The following is a 23,917-nucleotide window of genomic DNA, read 5'->3' on the forward strand; positions in this document are numbered from 1 at the left end:
CCTTTCAGCGGGGCTCGGGTTGGGGTGGTGACCCGTTGCCCACAAACCAGCGGTAGTAGGGGTTGGCGCTGTCGGCCGTCAACACGCGGCGGATGGCGGTGGTCCAGCCGTCGCGGTTCCCTTCATAGGCGTGCAGGCCCGCGCTGTAGAACGTGACCAAGCGCGAGCGCTCGGCTTTCATGTCGGCCACAAAGGCCGGAGGGGCGTCGACCAGTGGCGGCTCGGTCAGCTCGGCAAATAACGCGTTCAAGGTTTGTGGGAACGCATCGCGCTGAACCCACGCCGCGTATTCAATGCCGGGGCGGTCGTCCGTCACGGGTTTGGCGTCACCGGCAAAGTGTTCCAACCCCGCGCGGTTGGTGACCCAGGTGGCGGCCAGGGAGGCGGCCGAGTCGATGCCCACTTCGCGCAACACCTTGCTCACCGTGGGCTGCGCAAAACGCGCCTGCATGCGCGGCACGTTGAGTTCAATCGGCTCCATCGAGCCCACCAGCAGCATCTCGTGCAGCTCGGTGGTCCACAAAGTAGCGTGCGGAAACACGTCAATGAAGCTGCGTACCAGCGCGCGCGTGTCTTCCAGATTTTGTGTGGGCAGCGGCAGCCATTGCGCGACGATGCCGCCGGCTTGCAGGCGCGACGCCGCCAGGCGGTAGAAGTCGGTGGAGTAGAGGTTGACCACACCGGCAGCAGACGGTGGCGGAGGCTCCAGCGTCACCAGGTCGTAGTGCTCCTGGCTGCGCAGCAACTCGCGCCTACCATCGCGCAGGCGGATGTCGACCCGCCCTTCGCCGGACAGGCCGGCCACGCCCAGGTTGCCATCAAACTGCGGTGCGGCGCGCACCACGGCGGGCAGCAACTCGGCCACCACGCGGCGATCGAGTGTGGGCCAGGCCAGCAGCGAGCCAGCGGTGATGCCCGTGCCCAGGCCAATGACCAGCGCGGAGCGTGGCTCTTCGCGGTGCACGATGAGTGGCAGCAGGGCCTGCAGGCGCATATAGCGCAGCGAGGTCATGGAGTCGCCCGAGTTCGACACGCCTTGGATGTAGAGCCGCTTGAAGCGGTTGCCCTGCGTTTGCTGCGCCACCACGGCCACGGTTCCGCCACGACTCTCTTCGTACCAGGCCACGGTGCCGCCGCGCGACGTGACGAGTAACTGCGCCAGGCGATCGGCCGGGGTGGCCCACGATGCGATCAACGCGCCGCCCACCATGGCCAGCGTGGCCCAGCGCAACGCGGGCTTTGCCAACGCGTTGCCACGCGCTTGCCAAGCCGCCACCGCGCCCAGCACCGCAGCGGCCACGGCGAGCACTGCCAAGCTGTGGATCAACCCGAGCGCGGGCACCAGCACAAAGCCTGTGAGCAAGGTGCCGGCAATGCCGCCAGCGGTGTTCAGCGCCACGATAGTGCCCACGTCGCGGCCCACGCGCGAGGCATCAGCCGCTAAACGCACGGCCAGCGGGAAGGCGGCGCCGAGCAGCAAGGTGGGCACAAAAACCATGCACAGGGCGGCCACCACAAAGCGGGCCGACATGGCGGCAAACGGGCTGCTGGTGGCGGCGAAGGCCGCAGTGGCGGCTGCGGCTTGGCCTTCAAGCAACCATTCGCCCAGCAGCGCAATTTGCAGCAAAGCCACCAGCCCGGCGGCCGCGATCAACAGGCCGAATACGCCCCACGGGTCGCGCACTTTGTCGGCGCCGCGCGCTTGCAAGGCGCTGCCGATCACCAGGCCCGCCAGGTAGGTGGCCAGCACAATCGCAAAGGCGAAGCTGCGTGTGCTCATGAATTGAACTATGGCTTGCGACCACACCACCTCGTAACCCAAGGCCAGGCCACCGGCCAGCGCGTACAGGCCCAAGGCCAAGCGGGCTTGCTGGGTGCGGGCAGCCGATGGTGCTGCTTCCACTTGCGGATCGCGCTGTGCAGCGACGGCGCCTTCACCACTGCGTTGTGCCGCCGCCCAGGCGCCCAGCGCGATCAGCACGTTGAGTGCGGCTGCGGCCAGCGCGCTGCCGCGAACACCCAATGCAGGGATCAACACAAACGCGGCCGACAACGCGCCTGCAATGGCGCCTGCCGTGTTGGCGGCATACAGTCTGCCCCCAGCCGCAGCCACTTGGCCTGGCAGTGGCGCCAGGGCTCGCGTGAGCACCGGCAGCGTGCCGCCCATCAAGCAAGCGGGCAGTGCCACCAGTACCGTGGGCAGCACCCAGGCGGCGAAGCCGGCATGTTCTTCTAGCCACGCAAAAGGTGCAGCGGCGGCACCCAATGCATAGGTGGTGCCAACCCCCAGCACGGCGACCCCGGCTTCAAGTGCCACACACAAAAGATAGGGGCGGCGCATGCGATCGGCACGTCGGCCAAAGGCCCAACCGCCCAGGGCCAAGCCGCCAAAGAAAGCGCTGATGCCAGCCGCCACGGCATGTACTTCCACACCGACGACCAACGAGAGCTGTTTGATCCACAGCACCTGGTAAACCAGTGCCGCCAGGCCAGAGGCAAAGAGCAGCAACGCAGGCCAGGCGATGGCAGCGGCGCTGATGTGGGCTGGTGTAGCCGACGAAGGGGGGGGCGATGGTTCGCCAGTGTTTTTTCTGCGGGGTGCGGTGGCCACGGTCATGGGCAGATTGGGTCTTCCTGTTGAATGTTCGTGTCGCATCTACGGCATTGCCGCCTTGCAGAACACACGTCAACCATGTGCTCTGCGAGGCGGGGGAGTCATCAAAAACCGTTTAAGGTCAGTTCGACTCCCCGCGCTTAAAGATCAAGCGAAGAGTGCTATCACTTCTTCTGATTCATGCGCTGTTCGATGATCTTGTTGACTCTGTCCTCCACCTGATCCACGCTGAAGCTGGCGGGCAGTTGGCTGGGGGGGTATTCAATGAAAGTCTCCAGAAAGACCGAGGCCTTCATGGTGGCGATCTCCGCCAAGTAGACGTTCTGCGTCACCCAGTCGTAGTACTGGTCAGATACCACGTCCGCGCGTTCGTATGGGTCCATGCGCAGGTTGAAGATTTTCGGAAAGCGCAAACAGGTGAAGGGGTTGGCCCATACCTGCATTCCGCCCGGTGCGCGCTGTTCGCAGAAGACGACTTTCCAGTTTTGGTAGCGCATGGCGACGAGTTTGGAGTCGTCATCGAAGTAGTAGAACTCTTCGCGCGCGCCCTTTTGCGACTTGCCGGTCAAGTAGTCGAGTTGGTTGTATCCGTCCAGGTGCACCTTGCCGCTTTTACTGCCGATGCTGGTGCCTTTTAGCAGCCGGTCTTTGACTGTCGTGTCGCCCGCAGCCGCCAGCAGTGTGGGGAACCAGTCAAGGCCAGAGAACATCTCTGTGGCTACTTCTCCCGCCTTGATCTTGCCTGGCCAACGCACCATGGCCGGCACGCGGAACGCGCCTTCCCAGTTGGTGTCTTTCTCGCTGCGGAAAGGTGTGGTGGCAGCATCGGGCCAAGAGAACTGGTTCGGCCCGTTGTCGGTGGTGTAGATCACGATGGTGTTGTCGGCGATCTTCAGGTCTTCCACTGCCTTCAGCAATTTGCCGACGTTGTTGTCCATCTCGATCATGCCGTCAGCGTACTCGTTGCCGGGCATGCCAGCTTGGCCTCGCATCGACTCACGCACGTGGGTGAACAAGTGCATGCGCGTGAAGTTCATCCAGGTGAAGAAAGGCTTGTCGGCGCTGACTTGCTTCTTCATGAATTCAATCGCGGCACCTGTGGTTTCGTCGTCGATGGTCTCCATGCGTTTGCGCGTGAGTGGGCCCGAGTCTTCGATCTTGCCGTCGGCCATCGCGTGCAGCACACCACGCGGCGAGAAGTTCTTGACGAACGGATCGTTCTTGTCTTTCGGCCAGTAGGGGCGCTCGGGTTCTTCTTCGGCATTCAAGTGGTACAGGTTGCCGAAGAACTCGTCGAAGCCGTGTTTGGTGGGCAGGTATTCGTCTTTGTCGCCCAGGTGGTTTTTACCGAACTGGCCTGTGGCGTAGCCCAGTGGCTTCAACGCTTCTGCAATGGTGATGTCGCGGTTTTGAAGCCCTACCGGCGCACCGGGCGCGCCCACTTTGGACAAACCAGTGCGTTTGGGCGTTTGCCCCGTGATGAAGCTGGAGCGCCCTGCTGTACAGCTGTTCTCGGCATAGTAGTCGGTGAACTTCATGCCCTCTTTAGCGATGCGGTCGATGTTGGGTGTCTTGTAGCCCACCACGCCATCACCATACGCACTGATGTTGGTCTGCCCCACGTCGTCACCAAAGATGACCAGGAAGTTGGGCTTCTTTGCAGCTTGCGCGTGCACGGCGGGTGATAACGCCAACGTACAACAACTGACCGCTGCCGCAAGCATCCAGCTTGCATAGCGGCGCACTCTGGGTATCGCATTTGTCATGGAACAACTCCTCTACGGTTTCATTACCAACTGCCAAAGACGTGCATGTCCATCGGTGAGATGAACATGCCCCTGATCTGCGCCGGTCTGGCGCCTTCTACTTCGGTCTGGTCAGGCTGATAGAACAGAAGAGAGCATCTCTTCTCGTCGGGTACTGACCACATGGCAACCCGTGCGGAGGGCTGCGCCACTGTCTTGTCGAACTTACCGATGGACGGCCGCTACGCTGTGGCGGCTTGCTGTACGTGAAGGCTGCTACGGGCCGCGCTGTGGAGATGTCGATAGAACGAGAGAGCGCGGCGAAACTTGAAAAAGTTGGGCCATCCTAGCGCTGAGAAAAATGCATGTCCAGTTGTATTTGCATCAACAATTTCTAAACTGAATGGTTGCTGCCGTGTTGTCGCAGTGCATTGCCTGCAAAGCGAATGTCCTGAATCGCCTTGTCGCAGTGCAGCAATGCGCTGCGAGTGATGGCTGGTTGGTGTTGTGTTTGCGCCATCGCGGTTGGCGAAAAAATGGGCCGCAGTAGATTTATGTTTCCCCACGAGACGGGTTACGGTAGGCTCGCGTTTCGCGTGAGCGGCCAACGTACAGCCGCCTTCGACCGTCTGGCCATCTGCACACTGAATCTTCTGTTGTTGTCTGTTGGTGTCGCGATGGAGCAAGCCTTGTGAATCCACTGCCGGCGTGTCATCTGCAATGCAGGTGGCCGGCAATTCAAGAAGGAACCTGCACATGAAGAGACGTATCCTTTGCGCCGCCACCTGCATGGCGATCTCACCCGCAGTCTTTGCCGACGAAGGCGGTGTGAGCTTCTGGCTGCCGGGGCAGATGGGCAGCCTGGCCGCAGCCCCTACCGAGCCCGGTTGGTCGATGCCCTCGGTGCTGTACCACACGCAACCCAGCGCCGAAAAAGACAAACAGTTTTTGACCGGCGGCAGAGTCACCGCAGGTTTGGATGCGAAGGCCACTTTGCTGTTCCTCGTGCCCACCTACACGTTTGCAGACCCTGTAGCGGGCGCACAAGCCTCGGTTGGCATGGGCTTCGCGTTGGGCAGCATGAAGACCGGCATAGACGCCACCTTGTCTGGGCCGAATGGTGGCGCACTGAGCGGCGGCACCAGTGAGTCCACCAGTGGTGGCTCAGACCTCTACCCCACGGCTTCGCTGAAGTGGAACAAAGGCGTGCACAACTACATGGCCTACACCATGATGGGCGTGCCGGTGGGCGCCTACCAGAAGGGGCGCCTGGCCAACTTGGGTACCAACCATTGGTCGGTGGACGCAGGCGGCGGCTACACCTACTTGAACCCGAAAGAGGGCAACGAGTTTTCCGCCGTGTTGGGCTTGACCTACAACTTCAAGAACAACGATACCGATTACAAAAACGGTGTGGACGCGCATTTGGATTGGGGCGCTTCGCACTTTGTGACGCTCACCACGCACGTGGGGCTGGTCGGTTATTTCTATAACCAGGTGGGCAACGACAGCGGCTCGGGCGCCACGCTGGGCGACTTCAAATCGCGCGTCGCAGCCGTGGGGCCGCAAGTGGGCTACTTCTTCCCAGTGGGTGGACGCAAGTGGTACATCAACGTCAAAGGCTACTGGGAGTTTGACGCCAAGAACCGGCCCGAAGGCTGGAATGTCTGGACCTCGTTGGTCATCCCTTTTGGCGCGGGCGCAAAGTAGGCGTGATAGGTGGTGACCAAGGGTTTGGTCACCACCAAGCCCCGGTCTGTTTTCATCAGCGTTGCCTGGCCTGTGGCGCGCTTTCCCCTGTTTGATTTTGTTCCTGTCATGAGGAGATGTCGACATGAGAAGAAATGTGCAGACCATGGCTGTTTTGTGGCTGGCCGGCGCAGCCGCTGCCACTGTGTTGGGCCATGCGTGGGCCGCCACCGCTTCACCCTCTGCGGCCACTGCCTCCGTATCACCCAATGACGGCACCAGCGTGATTGCGGGTGAGACGCCGTGGCCGCACACCGTGGTCTTGGGCAACACCACCCTTACGGTGTACGCACCGCAGTTGGATGCTTGGGACGGCATCAAGCTCACAGGGCGTTTGGCGGTGCAAGTGCAGGTGGGCAAAGACAAACCGGTGACCCACTTCGGCATCTTGACGCTGGACGCGCGCACCCTCGTCGACAAGGGCACACGTGTGGTCACCATTGACCAGGCAGTGATCCAGAAGGCCGACTTTCCCTCGGTGCCGCCAGCAGACGCCAAGCGTTGGTCCGATGCCATCGCGCGCGATTTGAACGGCAAGTCGCGCACCATTGCGCTCGACCGGCTGGAGGCGCAGATGGCCATCTCGGGGGCGGTCAAGGCCAGCGAGCACAAGCCGCTGCGCAATGACGCGCCGCAGTTTGTGTTCTCGCGCATGCCAGCCATGTTGATCAGCATAGACGGCAGTCCTGTGTACCGGGCCCTGCAAGGTCTGCCGTATGAGCGTGTGATCAACACCCGGCCGTTGTTGCTGCGCGATTCGACCGGCACGCATTACCTCAAAGTGCTGGATGGCTGGATGAGCGCCACATCACTCGCGGGGCCGTGGGCGGTGCTGGAGAATCCCGCCGCCAGCTTGGGCGCCGCTTTCAAACAGGCCAGTGATGCCCACTTGATTGACCCGCTCACTGGCCAGACCGCAGCCGACAAACCGGCGCCATCGCTGAAGCAGTTTGTGCCCGCGATCTACACCGTGACCAGCCCCACCGAACTGGTGGTGACCGATGGCGAGCCGCGCTACGTGCCGATTGCCGGGACCGAGTTGCTGTATGTGGAAAATACCACCGGGCGCATTTTCAAATCGGTCACAGACAACCAGACTTACGTGTTGGTGTCGGGCCGTTGGTTTCGCGCGCCAAACGAGCAAGGGCCGTGGGCGTACGTGGCGGCCAACGCGCTGCCTGCCGACTTTGCCAAGATACCGGACGACAGCCCGATGGAGAACGTGTTGGCCTCCGTGGCCGGCACACCACAAGCGCGTGAAGCTGCCGTGGCCGTGACCGTGCCGCAAACCGCTGCTGTGAAGATTGCGGGCACACAACTCACGCCGCCGCGTTTTGATGGCGACCCAGTGCTCAAGCCGATTACCGGGACCACGTTGGAATATGTGTCGAACACGGCCACGCCGATCATCCGCGTGGGGCCGAACAGTTTTTACGCGCTGCAAAACGGCGTGTGGTTTACCGGGCCTGCGTTGCGCGGCACGTGGACAGTGGCCACTTCGGTGCCCGCCGTGATCTACACCATTCCACCCAGTTCGTCGCTCTACTACGTGACCTTCGTCACCATCTATGCGGTGAGTGGCGGCACGGTGTACGTGGGCTTTACGCCCGGCTACCAGGGTACCTACATCGACCCCGTGACCGGCGTGGTGGTGTATGGCACCGGCTACGTCTACGACCCTTGGACGGGCGCTGTGTGGTACGGCGCATCGCCCACCTACGGCTATGCCGCATCGGTGGCCTACACACCCTGGAGCGGCTGGGCCGTGGGCTTTGGTTTTGGTTGGTTCTGGGGTGCGGCCACGGTGGCTTGGGGTTGGGGCTGGGGACCTTATCCGTATTGGGGGCCTTGGGCTTATCCGGCTTGGGGCGCAGCCTGGGGACCGCGCGGCGGGGCGGTGGCGTGGGGGCCTGGCGGCTGGGCCGGGTACTCGGGCAACATCTATTCGCAGTGGGGCAACCGCGCCACGGTGTCGCGCGTGGCCGGTGGCTACAACGCCTGGACGGGCAATGCCTGGGCAGGGCAGGTGGGCGCGTCGTACAACTCGCGCACCGGCATTGCGTCTGCCGGGCAACGCGGGGGCGTGCAAAACGTTTACTCCGGCAACTACGCTGGTGGTGCCCGCGGCGGCGCTGTGGGCCCAGGCGGCAATGCCATCGTGGGTGAACGCGGCACGGCGGGCAATGCGTACAACGGCAACCAGGTGTCGGGCAACCGGGGCGCTTTCTACAACCAGAACACTGGCGAGGTGACGCGGTTTGGCGGCGCCACTGGCGCGGACGGAGGCCACGTGGGCCACGTAGGTGACGACGTGTATGCGGGCAAAGACGGCAACGTCTACCGCAACACGGGCGAGGGCTGGCAGAAGTTCACGCCGGGCAGTGGTTGGCAGGGGGCGCCGGGGGGAACGCAGGGCCAAGCCACCCGAGATGCCACCGGCGGCCTTGGCAGCAGCGAGCGCCCCGCGCATCTGGACCAGGATCGCACGGCACGGCAGTTTGGCGGCGACCGGGCCGCAGGCTTGCGCAACTCGTCGGCCGGGATGAACCGCTCGTTTGGTGGGGGTGGTTTCCATGGCGGCGGTGGTTTCAGGCGCCGATAGCCTTTGCTGCTTTTTTGACGGCGACGGGCGTCGAACAAACCCAAAGGGAATAAATGATGAACTTCCTGCGAACGTCGGCTGGTTCCGCCTGTTTGGCTTTGATGACGCTGCTGTTGGGTGGGCTGTGCCAGCCCGCCTGGGCCATGCTGGAAGGTTTCACCGACCCGCAAGACGGCCACATCGACATCTCCGACTGGCTGGTGGAGCGCAAGGGCTTCCTGCCGATTCCTATCGTCATCACCGAACCGGCCGTGGGCTACGGTGGCGGTGTGGCGCTGATGTTCTTGCGCAACTCGATGGCCGAGTCTGCGCAGAAGGCCAAGGAAACGGGCTTGCAGGTGCCGCCCGATATCTGGGTCTTTGGCGCGGCCGCTACCGAGAACGGCACCAAGGCAGCCTTTGCGGGCGGCATGATGAGTTTTGACGAAGGTCGCTACAAGTACCGTGGTGGCATTGGCCGCGCCGATGTCAACCTGGCGTATTACGGTGTAGGTGGAGCGGGTGGTGGTAGCCGTGGTGCAACCGGCATCGACTATTCGCTCGACGGCTGGATGTCCAGCCAGCAAGTGCTACGCCGCCTGGGCCAAAGCGACAACTGGCTGGGCCTGCGCTGGATCTACATGGACCTGAACAGCAAGCTCGACATCAGCGGCAACCCCAACGCCAACCTGCAGCCGAACGACGCTACCCGCAAAGCCTCGGGCATTGGCCTGACGCTGGAGCACGATTCACGCGACAACATCTTCACGCCCACCAGCGGCTGGACCGGCGCCATCGACGCCACTTTCTACGACCCCGATTGGGGCAGCGCCACCACCTTTCAAAGTTACCGTGGCCACGTGTTTTCGTATTGGCCCGTGACCAAGACCGTGGTGGTGGGTGCGCGGCTTGATGGGCGTAGTGCGCGCGGGCGCGTGCCGTTCTACATGCTGCCCTTCATCGACATGCGCGGCATTCCGGCGGCGCGTTACCAAGACCAGAACACGGCGGTGGCCGAGACCGAAGTGCGCTGGGACTTCATGCCGCGCTGGGCCGCCATTGGCTTCATTGGGGCCGGGCGCGCCTGGGGCCGTAAAACCGAGTTTGGCGATGTGGGCTCGGCTGTGGCTAAAGGGGTGGGCGTGCGTTACCTGATCGCGCGCAAGCTGGGGCTGTGGGTGGGCGTGGACTACGCGCGTGGGCCCGAGGGCAACACGGGCTACATCCAGGTGGGGAGCGCGTGGCGCTAGTTCAAGCGGTGCGTGGTGCCAGCCAGGCCGGCACCAATTCCTGAATCAATTCCAACATCGCGCGTTGTGTGGCGGTGGTAGGGCGCTGGGCGCTCACGGCAATACACAGTTGGCTGCGCAGCGCCGGGTCATGGATGGGGCGGGTGGTGTAAGCCCCGGCCTGGCCCGAGGTGGTGACCGCGTTCATCGACAACACCGCGCTGCCCGCGCCATCGGCCACCAAGTCGAGGATAGCGGGCACGCCGTCGATCTCCAGTGCAATCTTCGGTTCGCAGCCAATGTTGGCCAGCTCAGACTCGACCATGGTGCGGATGGCATTCGGCCGGGTGGGGATCACCAGCGGCAACGCGGCCAGCGCGCGCAGGCTGATGCCGGTCGACTCATCCACCGGTTCGCCTTCGCTGCGCCGCTGCACCAGAAACAGCGGCTCTTCCAGCAGCGGCATACATTCCACGCCGGGTGTGGGCGTGGGGTTGTAGAGCAGGGCGATGTCGAGCCGACCGCTGACCAGCGAGTCTTGCATCGCCAGCGACAGGCTCTCGGTGATGGACAAGGCGGCCTGCGGCAGGCGCACGCGAAACTCGCGCGTCAGCGGCACCGTCAGCACCTTGGCCACGCTGGGCGGCAGGCCGATGGCGACGCGGCCTTCCAATGCGCCGCGCAGGCGGCCCAACTCATCGCGCGCGCGCTGCACCTGGTGCAATATGCCGCGGCCGTGCTCCAGTAGTACTTTTCCGGCTTCGGTGGGCGTGGCGCCACGGCCGTTGCGCAGCAGCAGGTTTTGCCGCAACTCCACTTCGAGCATGCGCACGTGCCGGCTCAACAGCGGCTGGGGAATGCCGAGCGCCGTGGCGGCGCGGGTAAAGCTGCCTAGCTCGGCCACACGCACAAAAGATTCGATCTGCTTCAGGTCCATGGTCGCTTCAATGGTGCAAAACAGACATGAATCGAGGGTTAACCCTTGGCATGACGATTGCTAAGTTTTTGATATCCAATTATCAGCTATCTAAATTCGTTCTAGTAGATAGTGGCTTTGCCGTGGGCGCTGCAGAGGGGGGCTCCCTAAAATTTCCGTTCATGCAATCAGCCTCCTTCTCTCTAGGTTTGTGCCTCGGCGCAACCGCTGCTTTTGGCCGCGCGCCAACGTCGATTTCGTTTAATGCATGTTGCGGGGGGCTGGTATGAAGCCCCGCAACACCGCCGCTTCAGCGCAGAAGACCGACGTGCAGGTGTTCCTCAACACCCACGGTTTCTCTGGCTACCAGTGGCTGATTTTTGGCCTGTGTTTCATGGTGGTGCTGCTCGACGGCTTTGACACCGCCGCCATCGGCTACATCGCACCGTCGCTCGTGGGCGAGTGGGGCGTGAGCAAACCGGCACTGGCGCCCGTGCTGAGCGCGGCGCTTTTTGGCTTGGCCGGTGGCGCCTTGAGCGCTGGCCCGCTGGCCGACCGCCTGGGCCGCCGCACCGTGCTGCTGGCCTCGGTGTTTGTGTTTGGCGCTGCGTGCCTGGCTTCCGGCTACGTGAACACGCTGACCGAGTTGACCGTGCTGCGCTTCGTCACCGGCCTGGGCCTGGGTGCCGCCATGCCCAACGCCGTCACGCTGACCAGCGAGTTCTGCCCGGACCGCCAGCGCGCCATGTTGACCAACGCCATGTTCTGCGGCTTTCCGCTGGGTGCAGCGTTTGGCGGCTTTTTGGCGTCGTGGATGATCCCGCAATGGGGTTGGCGCAGCGTGTTGCACCTGGGCGGCGTGGTGCCGCTGGTGCTGTTTGTGGTGATGCTGTTGGCGTTGCCCGAGTCGGTGCGCTACATGGTGGCCAAGGGCCAGCCGGTCGAACGTATTCGTCGCGTCCTGGCGCGCATCTCGGCCACGGCGGCGGACGCCACCAGTTTTGTATTGACCGAAACCCGCGCCGATGTGGCTGCCAAAAGCGGCCTGGGCGTGGTGCTGAGCCCGCGCTACCGCACCGGCTCGCTGATGCTCTGGTTGGCCTACTTCATGGGCCTGGTGATCTTCTACGCGCTGATCAACTGGATGCCCATCCTGTTCAAAGAAGCCGGCATGTCGCCGCAAAAAGCCACCTTGGTGTCGGCGCTGTTCCCGCTGGGCGGCGTGGGTGCCATTGCCTTCGGCTGGCTGATGGACCGCTTCAACGCCAACCGTGTGATTGCATTGGGTTTTGCGCTCACCGCGCTGGCCGTGTTCATGGTGGGCCAATTGATTGGTGAAGATGGCGCCTTGGTCTTGATGGTCTTTGTGGCTGGTGCCATCATGAACACCGCACAATCATCACTGCCCGCATTGGCCGCTGCGTTCTACCCCACGCAAGGTCGGGCAACCGGTGTGTCGTGGATGCTGGGCATCGGCCGCTTCGGTGGCATTGCGGGCTCTTTCCTGGTGGCGCAGTTGACGGCGCACCAGATGGGCTTTGCCGGCATCTTCACGGTGGTGGCGATTCCTGGTTTGATTGCCGCTGCGGCGTTGCTGGTCAAACAGTGGGCGCACCCCGAGGCGGCGCATGCGGATGGCGAGCGTGAAGTTGCACCCCGTGGTGTGGCCGCGCACTGAGATACCGAATTCGTTTTAGAGTCGTTTTTAAATACTGCAAGCTGAACTGGAGACACCATGATCATCGACTGCCACGGCCACTACACCACCGCGCCCAAGGCGCTGGAAAACTGGCGCAACCAACAGATCGCGGGCATCAAAGACCCGTCGGTCATGCCCAAAGTGGCCGACCTGAAGATCAGCGATGACGAGCTGCGCGAGTCGATTGAGACCAACCAACTGCGCCTGATGAAAGAGCGCGGCAGCGACCTGACCTTGTTCTCGCCGCGTGCCAGCTTCATGGCGCACCACATCGGCGACTTCAACGTGTCGTCCACCTGGGCGTCGATCTGCAACGAGCTGTGCTACCGCGTTTCGCAACTGTTCCCCGACAACTTCGTGCCCGTGGCCATGTTGCCGCAGTCGCCTGGTGTTGACCCCGCCACCTGCATTCCAGAGCTGGAAAAATGCATCAAGGAATACGGCAACGTCGGTATCAACCTGAACCCCGATCCGAGCGGCGGCCACTGGGAGTCGCCCCCGCTGTCGGACAAGGCCTGGTTCCCCATCTACGAAAAGATGGTGGAGTACGACATCCCCGCGATGATCCACGTCAGCACCAGCTGCAACCCGGCTTTCCACACCACCGGCGCCCACTACCTGAACGCCGACACCACGGCCTTCATGCAGTGCCTGACGTCCGACTTGTTCAAGGAATTCCCCACGCTGCGTTTCCTGATTCCGCACGGCGGCGGCGCAGTCCCTTACCACTGGGGCCGTTTCCGTGGCCTGGCGCAAGAGCTGAAGAAGCCACTGCTGCAAGACCACTTGCTGAACAACATCTTCTTCGACACCTGCGTGTACCACCAGCCCGGCATCGATCTGCTGAACACCGTGATCCCGGTGAAGAACGTGCTGTTCGCGTCTGAAATGATTGGCGCCGTACGCGGCATCGACCCCGAGACTGGCAACTACTACGACGACACCAAGCGCTACATCGAAGCCAGCAAGATCCTGAGCGACGACGACCGCTACCAAATCTACGAAGGCAACACGCGCCGCGTGTTCCCACGCCTGGATGCGATCCTCAAGGCCAAGGGCCTGTAATCCCTCCAGCGCCTTCCACATTCATCACCCCATTTAGGAGACCGAACATGAGCACTCCCATGAACAACCTCGGCATCGTCAAGCGCAACATCGTGCGTGCCGACAAGGCTGCCGTCGAAAAACTGTCACGCTTCGGCGTGGCCACCATCCACGAGGCCATGGGCCGCGTGGGCCTGATGAAACCTTACATGCGCCCCATCTACACCGAAGCGGCGATCTGCGGCACGGCCGTCACCGTGTTGCTGCAACCCGGCGACAACTGGATGATGCACGTGGTGGCCGAGCAACTGCAGCCTGGCGACGTGGTCGTGGCCGCTTGCACCACCGACAACGAAGACGGCTTCTTCGGCGACCTGTTGGCCACCTCGTTCCAGGCGCGCGGCGCCAAGGGCCTGGTCATCGACGGCGGTGTGCGCGACGTGAAAGACCTGACCGCCATGGACTTCCCGGTGTTCAGCCGCGCCATCAACGCCAAGGGCACTATCAAGGCCACGCTCGGCTCGGTGAACATTCCCGTGGTGTGCGCTGGCGCCCAGGTGAACCCTGGCGACGTGATCATTGCCGACATTGACGGCGTGGTGGTGGTGCCGGCCGCGCTGGCCCAGCAAGTGGCCGACGCTGCTGAAGCACGCGAAAACCTGGAAACCGACAAGCGCGCCAAGTTGGCTGGCGGCGTGCTCGGCCTGGACATGTACAACATGCGCGGCCCGCTGGAAAAAGCCGGCCTGAAGTACATCGACTAATCGGTCGACCAAGCCTTCATGCGTTGAAAAAAGCAGGGCAGCCTTTGCCCTGCATCAACCATCATCAAACTTTCTGCCAGCCCAGCCCCGGGCACATTTAAGCTGCAGCACGTTCAACTTAAATGCGCTGCATGCATAGCAAAGAGACAGGAACACATCCCATGGATACGCCCGCATTCACCAAGACCCCCGGTTGGCTCGACTGGTACAACGGCCCGGCCAAACCGAAATTCAAACTGCCCGCAGGCGCGGTGGACGCGCATTGCCACGTCTTCGGCCCTGGTGCCGAATTCCCCTACGCGCCAGAGCGCAAATACACCCCGTGTGATGCGTCGAAGCAGCAGCTCTACGCGCTGCGCGACCACCTGGGCTTCGCCCGCAACGTGGTGGTGCAAGCCACCTGCCACGGTGCCGACAACCGCGCCATGGTCGATGCGCTGGTGCATTCCGGCGGCAAGGCGCGTGGCGTGGCCACCGTCAAGCGCAGCGTGAGCGACGCCGAGTTGCAAGCCATGCACGAAGCCGGTGTGCGCGGCGTGCGCTTCAACTTCGTCAAGCGCCTGGTGGACTTCACGCCAAAGGACGAACTGCTGGAAATCGCCTCGCGCATTGCCCCGCTGGGCTGGCACGTGGTGATCTACTTTGAAGCGGTGGATCTGCCCGAGCTGTGGGACTTCTTCACCGCACTGCCCACCACCGTGGTGGTCGACCACATGGGCCGCCCCGATGTGAGCAAACCTGTGGACGGCCCCGAGTTCGCGCTGTTCGAGAAGTTCATGCGTGAACACAAGAACGTGTGGTCCAAGGTGAGCTGCCCCGAGCGCCTGAGCGTGACCGGCCCCAAGGCCCTGAACGGTGAACAAAACGCCTACCAGGACGTGATCCCGTTCGCGCGCCGCATCGTCGAGCAGTTCCCCGATCGCGTGTTGTGGGGCACCGATTGGCCACACCCCAACCTCAAGGACCATATGCCCGATGACGGCTTGCTGGTCGACTTTATTCCGCACATTGCCACCACGCCTGAGCTGCAGCAAAAGCTCTTGGTGGACAATCCCATGCGTCTGTACTGGCCTGAGGAAAAGTAAAAATGTCGCTCAACAAAAACTACCTGGACGTGCCCGGCACGACCATCTTCGACGCCGAGCAAAGCCGCAAGGGTTACCACCTGAACCAGTTTTGCATGTCGCTCATGAAGGCCGAGAACCGCGCGCGCTTCAAGGCTGATGAACGTGCCTACCTGGACGAGTGGGCCATGACCGAAGAGCAGAAGCAGGCCGTGCTGGCCCGCGACCTGAACCGCTGCATCGCGGCTGGCGGCAACATCTACTTCCTCGCCAAAATTGGCGCCACCGATGGCCGCAGCTTCCAGCAAATGGCCGGCTCCATGACCGGCATGACGGAAGAGGAATACCGCAACATGATGATCCACGGCGGCCGCTCGGCAGAGGGCAATCGCGTCATTGGTGAGCACGGTGACGCGCAAGCCGACCGTCAGCCCCAGGGCAGTGCCGGCAAGAAATAAGGAATAAGAAAATGGCCAAAATTACCGCCAGCGTTTTCACCTCGCACGTGCCCGCCATCGGCGCCGCGCTCGACCTGGGCAAGACCCAGGAAGACTATTGGAAGCCGGTCTTCCAAGGTTACGAGTACGGCAAGCAATGGATGAAGGACAACAAGCCCGACGTGATCTTCCTGGTCTTCAACGACCACGCCACGGCCTTCAGCCTGGACATGATCCCAACGTTTGCCATCGGCACCGCTGATTCGTACCAACCCGCCGACGAAGGTTGGGGCCCGCGCCCCGTGCCCGTGGTGCAGGGTCATGCGGAACTGGCTTCGCACATTGCGCAGTCGGTCATTCAGCAAGACTTTGACCTGACCATCGTCAACAAGATGGACGTGGACCACGGCCTGACCGTGCCGCTGTCGCTGATGTGCGGCCAGCCGCCCCAGAGCGATTTCAAGTGGCCTTGCCCGGTGATCCCGTTCGCCGTGAACGTGGTGCAGTACCCCGTGCCGTCTGGTCAGCGCTGCCTGAACCTGGGCAAAGCCATCCGCAAGGCCGTGGAAAGCTTTGACGAAGATTTGAACGTGCACATCTGGGGCACGGGCGGCATGAGCCACCAGTTGCAAGGCCCGCGTGCGGGTCTGATCAACCGCGAGTGGGACAACGCTTTCATGGACGAGATGATTGCCAACCCCGAAGGCGCAGCCAAGATTCCGCACATCGACTACGTGCGTGAAGCCGGTAGCGAAGGCATCGAACTGGTGATGTGGCTGATCGCGCGCGGCGCGATGGGCGACCTCGCTGGCGGCCCCGCACCCAAGGTCAAACACCGCTTCTACCATGTGCCTGCGAGCAACACGGCCGTTGGCCATCTCATCCTAGAGGAGTCATAGGCTCACCCCCAGGCTTCGCGCACTGCGTGTCGCTTTCGCCAACCCCCTGCAAGGGGGCAACGCAGGCGGCCTGGCAAAGCCAGTTCCGCCGCGTTCTCGTATGAACGCATTTGTTTGATACGCCGTAGGTGGCGTATACCAACTTGGAGTTAAAAATATGAAACCAATCAAAGTAGCCCTGGCCGGTGCCGGCGCGTTCGGCATCAAGCACTTGGACGGCATCAAGAACATCGACGGCGTGGAAGTCGTGTCGCTGATCAGCCGTGATCTGGAAAAGACCAAGGAAGTGGCGGCCAAGTACGGCATTGGCCACGTCACCACCGACCTGGCCGATTCGTTGGCTTTGAAGGAAGTGGACGCCGTGATCCTGTGCACGCCCACGCAAATGCACGCCGAGCAAACCATGGCTTGCCTGAAGGCTGGCAAACACGTGCAAGTGGAGATTCCACTTTGCGACGTGCTGAAAGACGGCCAATCGGTTGCTGCACAAGCCAAGACTTCCGGCTTGGTGGCCATGGTGGGCCACACCCGCCGCTTCAACCCCAGCCACCAATATGTGCACAACAAGATCAAGGCCGGCGAATTCAACATCCAGCAAATGGATGTGCAGACCTACTTCTTCCGCCGCACCAACATGAACGCGCTGGGCCAGGCCCGTAGCTGGACCGACCACTTGCTGTGGCACCACGCAGCGCACACGGTCGATCTGTTTGCTTACCAAGCTGGCAGCCCCATCGTCAAGGCGAATGCGGTGCAAGGCCCGATCCACCCCACGCTGGGCATTGCGATGGACATGAGCATCCAGCTCAAGGCCGCCAACGGTGCCATCTGCACGCTGTCGCTGTCGTTCAACAACGATGGTCCGCTGGGCACGTTCTTCCGCTACATCGGCGACACCGCGACCTACATCGCGCGTTATGACGATTTGGTGAACGGCAAGGAAGAGAAGATTGACGTGTCCAAGGTGGACGTGAGCATGAACGGCATTGAGCTGCAAGACCGCGAGTTCTTCGCCGCCATCCGTGAAGGCCGCGAACCGAATTCGAGTGTGGCCAGCGTGTTGCCTTGCTACCAAGTGCTGCACGACCTGGAGCAGCAACTCAACGCAGGCTGATCCCACTCCAGCGCTGAACGCAAAGGGGCTGACCGAATCATTCGGTCAGCCCCTTTTTGCATGGCGTGCGGTGGTGCGACTAGTAGCTGCTGCCGCTGCTGACGGGCGCAGGGGCCGGCTTCGGAGGTGCTGGTAACGGAACGGGGTACTTGGCGAAAGCGGCGGCTACTGCTGCGTGGATGGCGGGCTCGATCTGGTTCAGCTCTTTTTCGGTCACGGTATCGGTGACTACGCCTTCCCACACCATCTTCTTGGCGGCGGCATCCACCACGTCGATGTTCAGCGTGCCCTCGGTGTAGGGGGTGGTGATGGTCTGGTCGTTGTACATCGCCCAACCGCCATACATGCCAGTGCGGTAACCGTAGTAGCCGCCTTGCATGCCCCAGCCGACGGGCACCGTGTCGACCTGCAGTTTTTGTGTGAGCCGGGCGTTGAAGTTGATCAACAGTTGCGCTTCGCTGCCACCTAAGCGCAGGCCACGGGCTTCGAGTTCGCGCTGCGTGGCTGCAATGAGGTTTTGCGACACGATGCTTTGGTAGCCGTTTTTATCGGTGCCCAAAGGCTTGGCGAAGGTGAAGGTTTTGAATTTGGTGAAGTCGACCGTCTGGTCGTAACTCACGCGGGCTGTGGGGCCCACGGCGCAACCGGTTAACAACAGGGCCGCAGCCATGGCGACGGGCGCTGCGATTCGGGTTCTGAAAGCGAAATGCATTGAAAGTCCCTTCGGTTGTATGGCGCTCACCGGAGTTGGAGCGCCGGTCTGGTCAAACGGGTTTCATCGTAGGGGGCCTGCATGGGGCTTGGGCTGCCCAGGTGCGTTCTTTGTAGAGTGTTGCCGATGGCGTGGTGGCCTGTCGAGCGCTATTGTGTGGTGGCAACCAGGGCAGTTCAAGCGGACGGCCAACGGGCGTTTAAACCACAGTATTTACCCTGGGTGGGCTGATTTTGGGTGCTACTGAAAATATAGCTACTCGCGCCCAAACCGTCTGCCATGTTGGTCGGTTGCACCCAAAATGTTTGCATAACTTTACCGTTGGCTTGCAAAGCACACCACCCTGTTAATTAAACGAGGGTCCGGCTGGCCCTATGATTTCAGTTAGCTGGGCTAACCATTGGAAAATCACAACGATTTGAGCGTTGGAGTCACCCAACGTTAGGCTGAAGCTGGCGCCGCCCCCCAGTTTTGAACCCCTTTTTGGAGCCGTTTGTGCCCGCCTCGCCCGGAATTTCAATTCCAGTAGAAGAACACGCCGCCATGGTGATGGACGTGGTGCCGGCCGTCATGGACACCATTCGCAGCGCCATGCGCCTGAGTGCCGGGGCCAACCTGTCGGTGCCGCAGTTTCGCTGCCTCAACTTCATTGCGCGTGAGCCCGGTTGCGCCGTGGGCGAAGTCGCCGCCTTTTTGGGCGTGACCATGCCTACCGCTTCCGCCATGGTGGATCGGCTGGTGCGTGCTGACCTAGTCGTCCCCCAAACTTCAACCCACGACCGGCGCCGGTCACAACTGCAGGCCACACCCTCTGGCCTGGCGCAACTCGAAGAAATCCAGATGGGCGCACAAGGTCATCTGGAAGAAATTTTGTCTGCCTGTTCCCCGCAGGAACTGCAGACTCTGCAAGCTGGACTGGCCGTTCTAGGCCAGGCCTTTAAACCCGAACGACCTTCCGAACTCCGTCTCGACGCCGCGTAACCATGAAGACCGCCCCTACACGTATGAATATCCTCTACAGCTTGGCGCTCGTCGCTCTGCTGGGCTTGACCGGCTGCTCGGATAAGCCAGCAGGCGCCGCGCCTGAAGCTGCTGCAGGGGCCAAGCCCGCTGCGTCTGCTCCTGGCGGCGCTGGTACCGGCGCCCCCGTTACGGTCACCACGGTGCGCGCCCAGCAGCGCGATCTGCCGGTGCTGCTGACCGCCACCGGCACCGTCACGCCGTTGACCAGCGTGGACGTGAAGGCACAGGTCACCAGCGTGGTGGCGCAGGTGCTCATCAAGGAAGGGCAGTTCGTCAAAGCGGGTGAGGCGATGTTCATCCTCGACTCGCGCACCGATGAAGCCAACCTGGCCAAGGCGCGTGCCCAGCTCGCCAAAGACAACGCATCGCTGGCCGACGCACGCCGCCAACTGGCGCGCAGCCAAGATCTGTTTGCACAGAAGTTCGTGTCGCAAGGCGCGGTAGACACCTCGCAGGCGCAGGTCGATGCCCTGGCCGCGACCATCAGCGCCGACCAGGCGGCCATCGACGCTGCCAAGGTGGCGCTGTCTTATGACCGCGTTTCCGCACCCCACTCGGGGCGAGCTGGCCAAGTGGTGGTCTACCCCGGTAGCGTGGTGCAGGCCAACGTGACCACGCTGGTCACCATCACCCAACTCAGCCCCATCGGCGTGGCCTTCAGCCTGCCGCAGCGTAATTTGACGGACGCGCTGGGCGCTCTGAAGGGGGGCGGCTCGGCGGTCACGGCCAAGCTGGCCGATGGCGGCGGCAGCTTCCAAGGGCGGCTGCAGTTTGTCGACAACCTGGTGGACGCCAGCTCCGGCTCGGTCAAAGCCAAGGCGGTGTTCGATAACAACGACAACAAACTCTGGCCCGGCGCATTTGTCGAGGTGTCGCAAACCATCCGCCTGTTAAAAGACGCGGTGATCGTGCCCGAAGCGGCGCTCATCCAGGGCGCACGCGGCACGGTGCTCTACACCATGGTCGATGGTGTGGCCGTGTCCAAACCCATCAAGGTGGAATATTCACAAGGGCTGGACGCTGCCGTGACCGGCATCAACGCGGGCGACGTGGTAGTGGTCGACGGCAAACAAAACGTACGCCCCGGCTCGCGTTTGGTAGAGCGCGCCGCTGCAGCAGATAAAGACAAAGACGCGAAGAAATCTCCCGCTGCCCCCGCCGCTGCTCCTGCAACCGGCACCGACACCACCAAACCCGCCGCACCATGAACTTCTCCGAGATCTTCATCCGCCGTCCGGTGATGACGGTGCTGCTCAACCTGGCCATTGTGTTGGCCGGGGTGATTGGTTACCGCAGCATTCCGGTAGCCGCTTTGCCGAGCTACGACACGCCGGTGATCAACGTGTCGGCCTCGCTGCCGGGGGCCAGCCCCGAGACAATGGCCAGCTCGGTGGCGCTGATTCTGGAAAAACAATTCCAGACCGTGCCGGGGCTCAAAACCATCAGTTCCACCAGCACGCTGGGCTCGACTTCGCTGACGCTGGAGTTCGACCAGAACCGCAACATCGATGCGGCGGCGGTGGACGTGCAAGCGGCCTTGCTGCGCGCACAACGCTCGTTGCCCACCGACATGACCAACCCGCCGTCGTACCGCAAGGTCAACCCGGCGGACGCCCCGATTCTGCTGGTGGCGCTAACCTCGCCATCGCTCACCCCGGCCGACCTGCAGGACTTTGCCGAGCACTTGATCTCGCCCACGTTCTCCACCATCGACGGTGTGGCGCAGGTCAACATCTTCGGCTCCAAGCGCTACGCCGTGCGTGTGCGCATCAACCCCCAAGCCCTGGCGGTGCGCAACATCGGCCTGGACGAGCTGAGCACGGTTTTGCGCACGGCCAACGTCAACACGCCCGTGGGCACGTTTGAAGGCCCAGCCCAGACGCTGGTGCTGCAAGCCAACCGGCAATTGCGCAACGCGGCAGACTTTGCCGAGCTGATCGTCAGTAACAAGGGCGGCAACACTGTGCGCCTGCGCGACGTGGCCAAGGTGGAAGACAGCCTGGAAACCGTCAAGAGCTGGGCCACGCTGAACGGCGAAAACTCCATCACCCTGGCGGTGCAACGCCAGCCCGGCGCCAACACCGTGAAGGTGGTCGATGCGCTGCTCGCCGCGCTGCCCAACCTGCAGGCGCAGATGCCGCAGTCGGTGCAGATGACGCCGGTGAACGACCGCTCGAAGTCGGTGCGCGAGGCGCTGCACGATGTGTCGCTCACCCTCTTAGGCACCATCGTGCTGGTGGTGCTGGTGATCTTCTTGTTCTTGCGCCGCTTTGTGGCCACGGTGATTCCGGCGCTGTCGCTGCCGGTGTCGCTGGTGGGCGCGGTGGCTTTGTTGTGGGGCTTGTCGTACAGCCTGGACAACATCTCTCTGCTGGGCCTGACGCTGGCCGTGGGCCTGGTGGTGGACGATGCGATTGTGGTGCTGGAAGAAATCATCCGCCTGGTGGAAGAGGGCGAAGACCCGTTCCAGGCGGCGCTGAAGGGCTCGCGTGCGGTGGGCTTCACCATCATCTCCATGTCCACCTCGCTGATCGCGGTGTTCATCCCCATCTTCTTCATGCCCGGCGTGATCGGCCTGTTGTTCCACGAGTTTGCCGTGGTGGTGGGCTTGTCGATTGTGGTGTCGGCGTTTGTGTCGCTGACCCTGGTGCCGATGTTGGCCAGCCGCTTCCTGAGCGACGAAACCCACAAGAAGCCACCAGGCCGCATCGTGCATTCGTTCGAGGTCGGCTTCAACGCTGTGCTGGCCGGCTACACGCGCGCGCTTGACCTCGCGTTGCGCCATCGCGTGGCAGTGATGGGCGTGGCCGCTATCACCTTTGCGTTGACCATTTGGTTGGCGATGATCATCCCCAAGGGCTTCTTCCCGGAAGAAGACATTGGCCAGATCCAGGTGACCACCGAAGCCTCGGAAGATATCTCGTTCCCCGCCATGGTGAAGCTGCAAGAGGCCGCTGCCGCCATCGTGCGTGCCGACCCGAATGTGGCGGCCGTGAGCTCGTTCAACGGCGGCAACGGTTCGCAAAACACCGGGCGCATGTTCATCACGCTCAAGCCGCAAAACGAACGCCCCAAGATGAAAGAAGTGGTGGAGGGCCTGCGCAAGAAGCTGCGTGGCCTGGCGGGCATCAACGTCTTCATGCGGCCGGTGCAAAACCTGCAACTTGGCGGGCGCCAAAGCAAGGCGCAGTACCAGTACATCTTGCAAAGCGTGAAGGCTGATGAACTCAATGAGTGGGCCAACAAGCTGCAGGCGCAGTTGCGCAACGACCCGTCGTTCCGCGACGTGACCAGCGATGCGCAAATGCGCGGCCTGATCGCGCAGTTGAAGATCGACCGTGACGCGGCCAACACCTTGGGTGTGTCCATCGACTCCATTCGCACGGCCTTGTTCAGCGCGTTTGGCGAGCGCCAGGTGTCGACCATCTACCTGCCGACCGACAGCTACGAAGTCATCATGGAGGTGGCGCCCGAAGCCAAGCAAGATGAGCGCGCGCTGAACGGCATCTACGTGCGCGCCAACACCGGCGCCCTGGTGCCGATGTCAGCCTTCACCACCGTGACGCGCACCGTGGGCGCCACGGCCATCAACCACGTGGGCCAGTTGCAGGCGGTGACGGTGTCGTTCAACCTCGCGCCGGGTGCGGCGCTGGGCGACGCCACGGCCAAGATCGATGCGGCCAGCAAGGCGATTGATTTGCCATCGTCCATCATCACCAGCTACGGCGGCGATGCAGCGGTGTTCCAAAGCTCGCAGGGCAGCCAGATGGTGCTGGTGATCGCGGCACTGTTGGTCATCTACGTGCTGCTGGGCGTGCTGTATGAAAGCTACATCCACCCCATCACCATCTTGGCCGGCTTGCCGTCGGCGGCGGTTGGCGCCTTGGCTACGCTGATGATGTTTGGCCAGGATTTGACGCTGATTGCCACCATCGGCGTGGTGCTGCTCATCGGTATCGTGAAGAAGAACGCCATCATGATGATTGACTTTGCGCTGGAGGCGCAGCGTCATGAAGGTCTGTCGCCGGCCGAGGCGATCCGCAAGGCGTGTTTGCTGCGTTTTCGGCCTATCATGATGACCACCATGGCCGCGTTGATGGGGGCACTGCCCATCGCCTTGGGCCTCGGCGCTGGTGCCGAATTACGCCAGCCCCTGGGCTTGGCGGTGGTGGGCGGGTTGGTGTTCTCGCAGGCCATCACCTTGTTCATCACGCCGGTGATCTACCTGGCGCTGGAACGCTTCAGCGGCACCGGCCCCGTGACCACGCCCGAGGTGGCGTCGGAAGTAAAGGCGCACGCGGCGCAGCCACATTGAATTGCATTGATT

17 protein-coding genes are annotated in these 23,917 nt (G+C 62.4%); 13 read left to right on the top strand and 4 right to left on the bottom strand.

Annotated elements, in window-relative coordinates:
• Nucleotides 1–4 precede the first annotated feature (4 nt).
• Together ACPWMG_RS09910 and ACPWMG_RS09915 are read right to left on the bottom strand one after the other, a co-directional pair.
• A complete protein-coding gene (locus tag ACPWMG_RS09910) occupies nucleotides 5–2,617 on the bottom strand; it encodes a fused MFS/spermidine synthase (RefSeq protein ID WP_483304472.1) in 2,613 nt (870 codons plus the stop codon).
• Nucleotides 2,618–2,778: 161 nt separating this feature from the next.
• Entirely contained in the window at nucleotides 2,779–4,380 is a 1,602-nt protein-coding gene (locus tag ACPWMG_RS09915; protein ID WP_483304473.1) for an arylsulfatase, read from the bottom strand.
• A 735-nt stretch (nucleotides 4,381–5,115) separates the two neighbouring features.
• Here ACPWMG_RS09915 and ACPWMG_RS09920 point away from each other — a divergent pair.
• The 3 genes from ACPWMG_RS09920 (at nucleotide 5,116) to ACPWMG_RS09930 (ending at nucleotide 9,939) form a co-directional block, all read left to right on the top strand.
• Nucleotides 5,116–6,069 carry a SphA family protein gene (locus tag ACPWMG_RS09920; protein ID WP_483304474.1) on the top strand — a complete coding sequence of 318 codons (954 nt, stop codon included), beginning with the start codon at nucleotides 5,116–5,118 and terminating at the stop codon, nucleotides 6,067–6,069.
• Nucleotides 6,070–6,193: 124 nt separating this feature from the next.
• On the top strand, nucleotides 6,194–8,710 hold the full coding sequence (locus ACPWMG_RS09925) for an autotransporter (RefSeq protein ID WP_483304475.1): 2,517 nt from the start codon (nucleotides 6,194–6,196) through the stop codon (nucleotides 8,708–8,710).
• Between the two features lie 56 nt (nucleotides 8,711–8,766).
• Entirely contained in the window at nucleotides 8,767–9,939 is a 1,173-nt protein-coding gene (locus tag ACPWMG_RS09930; protein WP_483304476.1) for a BamA/TamA family outer membrane protein, read from the top strand.
• A 1-nt stretch (nucleotide 9,940) separates the two neighbouring features.
• Here the strand turns inward: ACPWMG_RS09930 and ACPWMG_RS09935 are convergent, their stop codons facing one another.
• Nucleotides 9,941–10,855 carry a LysR family transcriptional regulator gene (locus ACPWMG_RS09935; protein ID WP_483304477.1) on the bottom strand — a complete coding sequence of 305 codons (915 nt, stop codon included), beginning with the start codon at nucleotides 10,853–10,855 and terminating at the stop codon, nucleotides 9,941–9,943.
• Nucleotides 10,856–11,120: 265 nt separating this feature from the next.
• On the opposite strand from ACPWMG_RS09935, the gene ACPWMG_RS09940 reads away from it, so the two are divergent.
• From ACPWMG_RS09940 to ACPWMG_RS09970, 7 genes are all read left to right on the top strand, one after another.
• Nucleotides 11,121–12,512 carry an MFS transporter gene (locus ACPWMG_RS09940; protein ID WP_483304478.1) on the top strand — a complete coding sequence of 464 codons (1,392 nt, stop codon included), beginning with the start codon at nucleotides 11,121–11,123 and terminating at the stop codon, nucleotides 12,510–12,512.
• Nucleotides 12,513–12,569: 57 nt separating this feature from the next.
• On the top strand, nucleotides 12,570–13,598 hold the full coding sequence (locus tag ACPWMG_RS09945) for an amidohydrolase family protein (protein ID WP_483304479.1): 1,029 nt from the start codon (nucleotides 12,570–12,572) through the stop codon (nucleotides 13,596–13,598).
• A gap of 47 nt (nucleotides 13,599–13,645) precedes the next feature.
• Nucleotides 13,646–14,341 (top strand): 4-carboxy-4-hydroxy-2-oxoadipate aldolase/oxaloacetate decarboxylase, encoded by a 696-nt coding sequence (ligK, locus tag ACPWMG_RS09950; protein WP_483304480.1) that lies wholly within the window; start codon nucleotides 13,646–13,648, stop codon nucleotides 14,339–14,341.
• Nucleotides 14,342–14,502: 161 nt separating this feature from the next.
• On the top strand, nucleotides 14,503–15,426 hold the full coding sequence (locus tag ACPWMG_RS09955; protein ID WP_483304481.1) for an amidohydrolase family protein: 924 nt from the start codon (nucleotides 14,503–14,505) through the stop codon (nucleotides 15,424–15,426).
• Between the two features lie 2 nt (nucleotides 15,427–15,428).
• Entirely contained in the window at nucleotides 15,429–15,863 is a 435-nt protein-coding gene (ligA, locus tag ACPWMG_RS09960; RefSeq protein ID WP_483304482.1) for a protocatechuate 4,5-dioxygenase subunit alpha, read from the top strand.
• 11 nt (nucleotides 15,864–15,874) lie between these two features.
• A complete protein-coding gene (locus tag ACPWMG_RS09965) occupies nucleotides 15,875–16,741 on the top strand; it encodes a class III extradiol dioxygenase subunit beta (protein WP_483304483.1) in 867 nt (288 codons plus the stop codon).
• A 157-nt stretch (nucleotides 16,742–16,898) separates the two neighbouring features.
• Nucleotides 16,899–17,855 carry a Gfo/Idh/MocA family oxidoreductase gene (locus ACPWMG_RS09970; protein ID WP_483304484.1) on the top strand — a complete coding sequence of 319 codons (957 nt, stop codon included), beginning with the start codon at nucleotides 16,899–16,901 and terminating at the stop codon, nucleotides 17,853–17,855.
• Nucleotides 17,856–17,934: 79 nt separating this feature from the next.
• Here ACPWMG_RS09970 and ACPWMG_RS09975 read toward each other — a convergent pair whose 3' ends face one another.
• Complete coding sequence (locus ACPWMG_RS09975; RefSeq protein WP_483304485.1) at nucleotides 17,935–18,567, bottom strand: DUF4136 domain-containing protein; 633 nt, start codon at nucleotides 18,565–18,567, stop codon at nucleotides 17,935–17,937.
• A 495-nt stretch (nucleotides 18,568–19,062) separates the two neighbouring features.
• Between ACPWMG_RS09975 and ACPWMG_RS09980 the strand changes: the two genes are divergently transcribed.
• Genes ACPWMG_RS09980 through ACPWMG_RS09990 form a run of 3 tightly spaced genes read left to right on the top strand, consistent with a single transcriptional unit; the run spans nucleotide 19,063 to nucleotide 23,905 of the window.
• On the top strand, nucleotides 19,063–19,548 hold the full coding sequence (locus ACPWMG_RS09980; protein ID WP_483304486.1) for a MarR family winged helix-turn-helix transcriptional regulator: 486 nt from the start codon (nucleotides 19,063–19,065) through the stop codon (nucleotides 19,546–19,548).
• A 2-nt stretch (nucleotides 19,549–19,550) separates the two neighbouring features.
• On the top strand, nucleotides 19,551–20,798 hold the full coding sequence (locus tag ACPWMG_RS09985; protein ID WP_483304487.1) for an efflux RND transporter periplasmic adaptor subunit: 1,248 nt from the start codon (nucleotides 19,551–19,553) through the stop codon (nucleotides 20,796–20,798).
• Nucleotides 20,795–23,905, top strand: a complete 3,111-nt coding sequence (locus tag ACPWMG_RS09990; RefSeq protein WP_483304488.1) for an efflux RND transporter permease subunit — start codon at nucleotides 20,795–20,797, stop codon at nucleotides 23,903–23,905. Before ACPWMG_RS09985 ends, ACPWMG_RS09990 begins: the two co-directional genes overlap by 4 nt.
• Nucleotides 23,906–23,917: the final 12 nt, after the last annotated feature.

It is taken from the genome of Hydrophilobacter chitinilyticus (genome assembly GCF_049860745.1).
In the GTDB taxonomy this organism is placed as follows: Bacteria; Pseudomonadota; Gammaproteobacteria; order Burkholderiales; family Burkholderiaceae_C; genus Rhodoferax_B.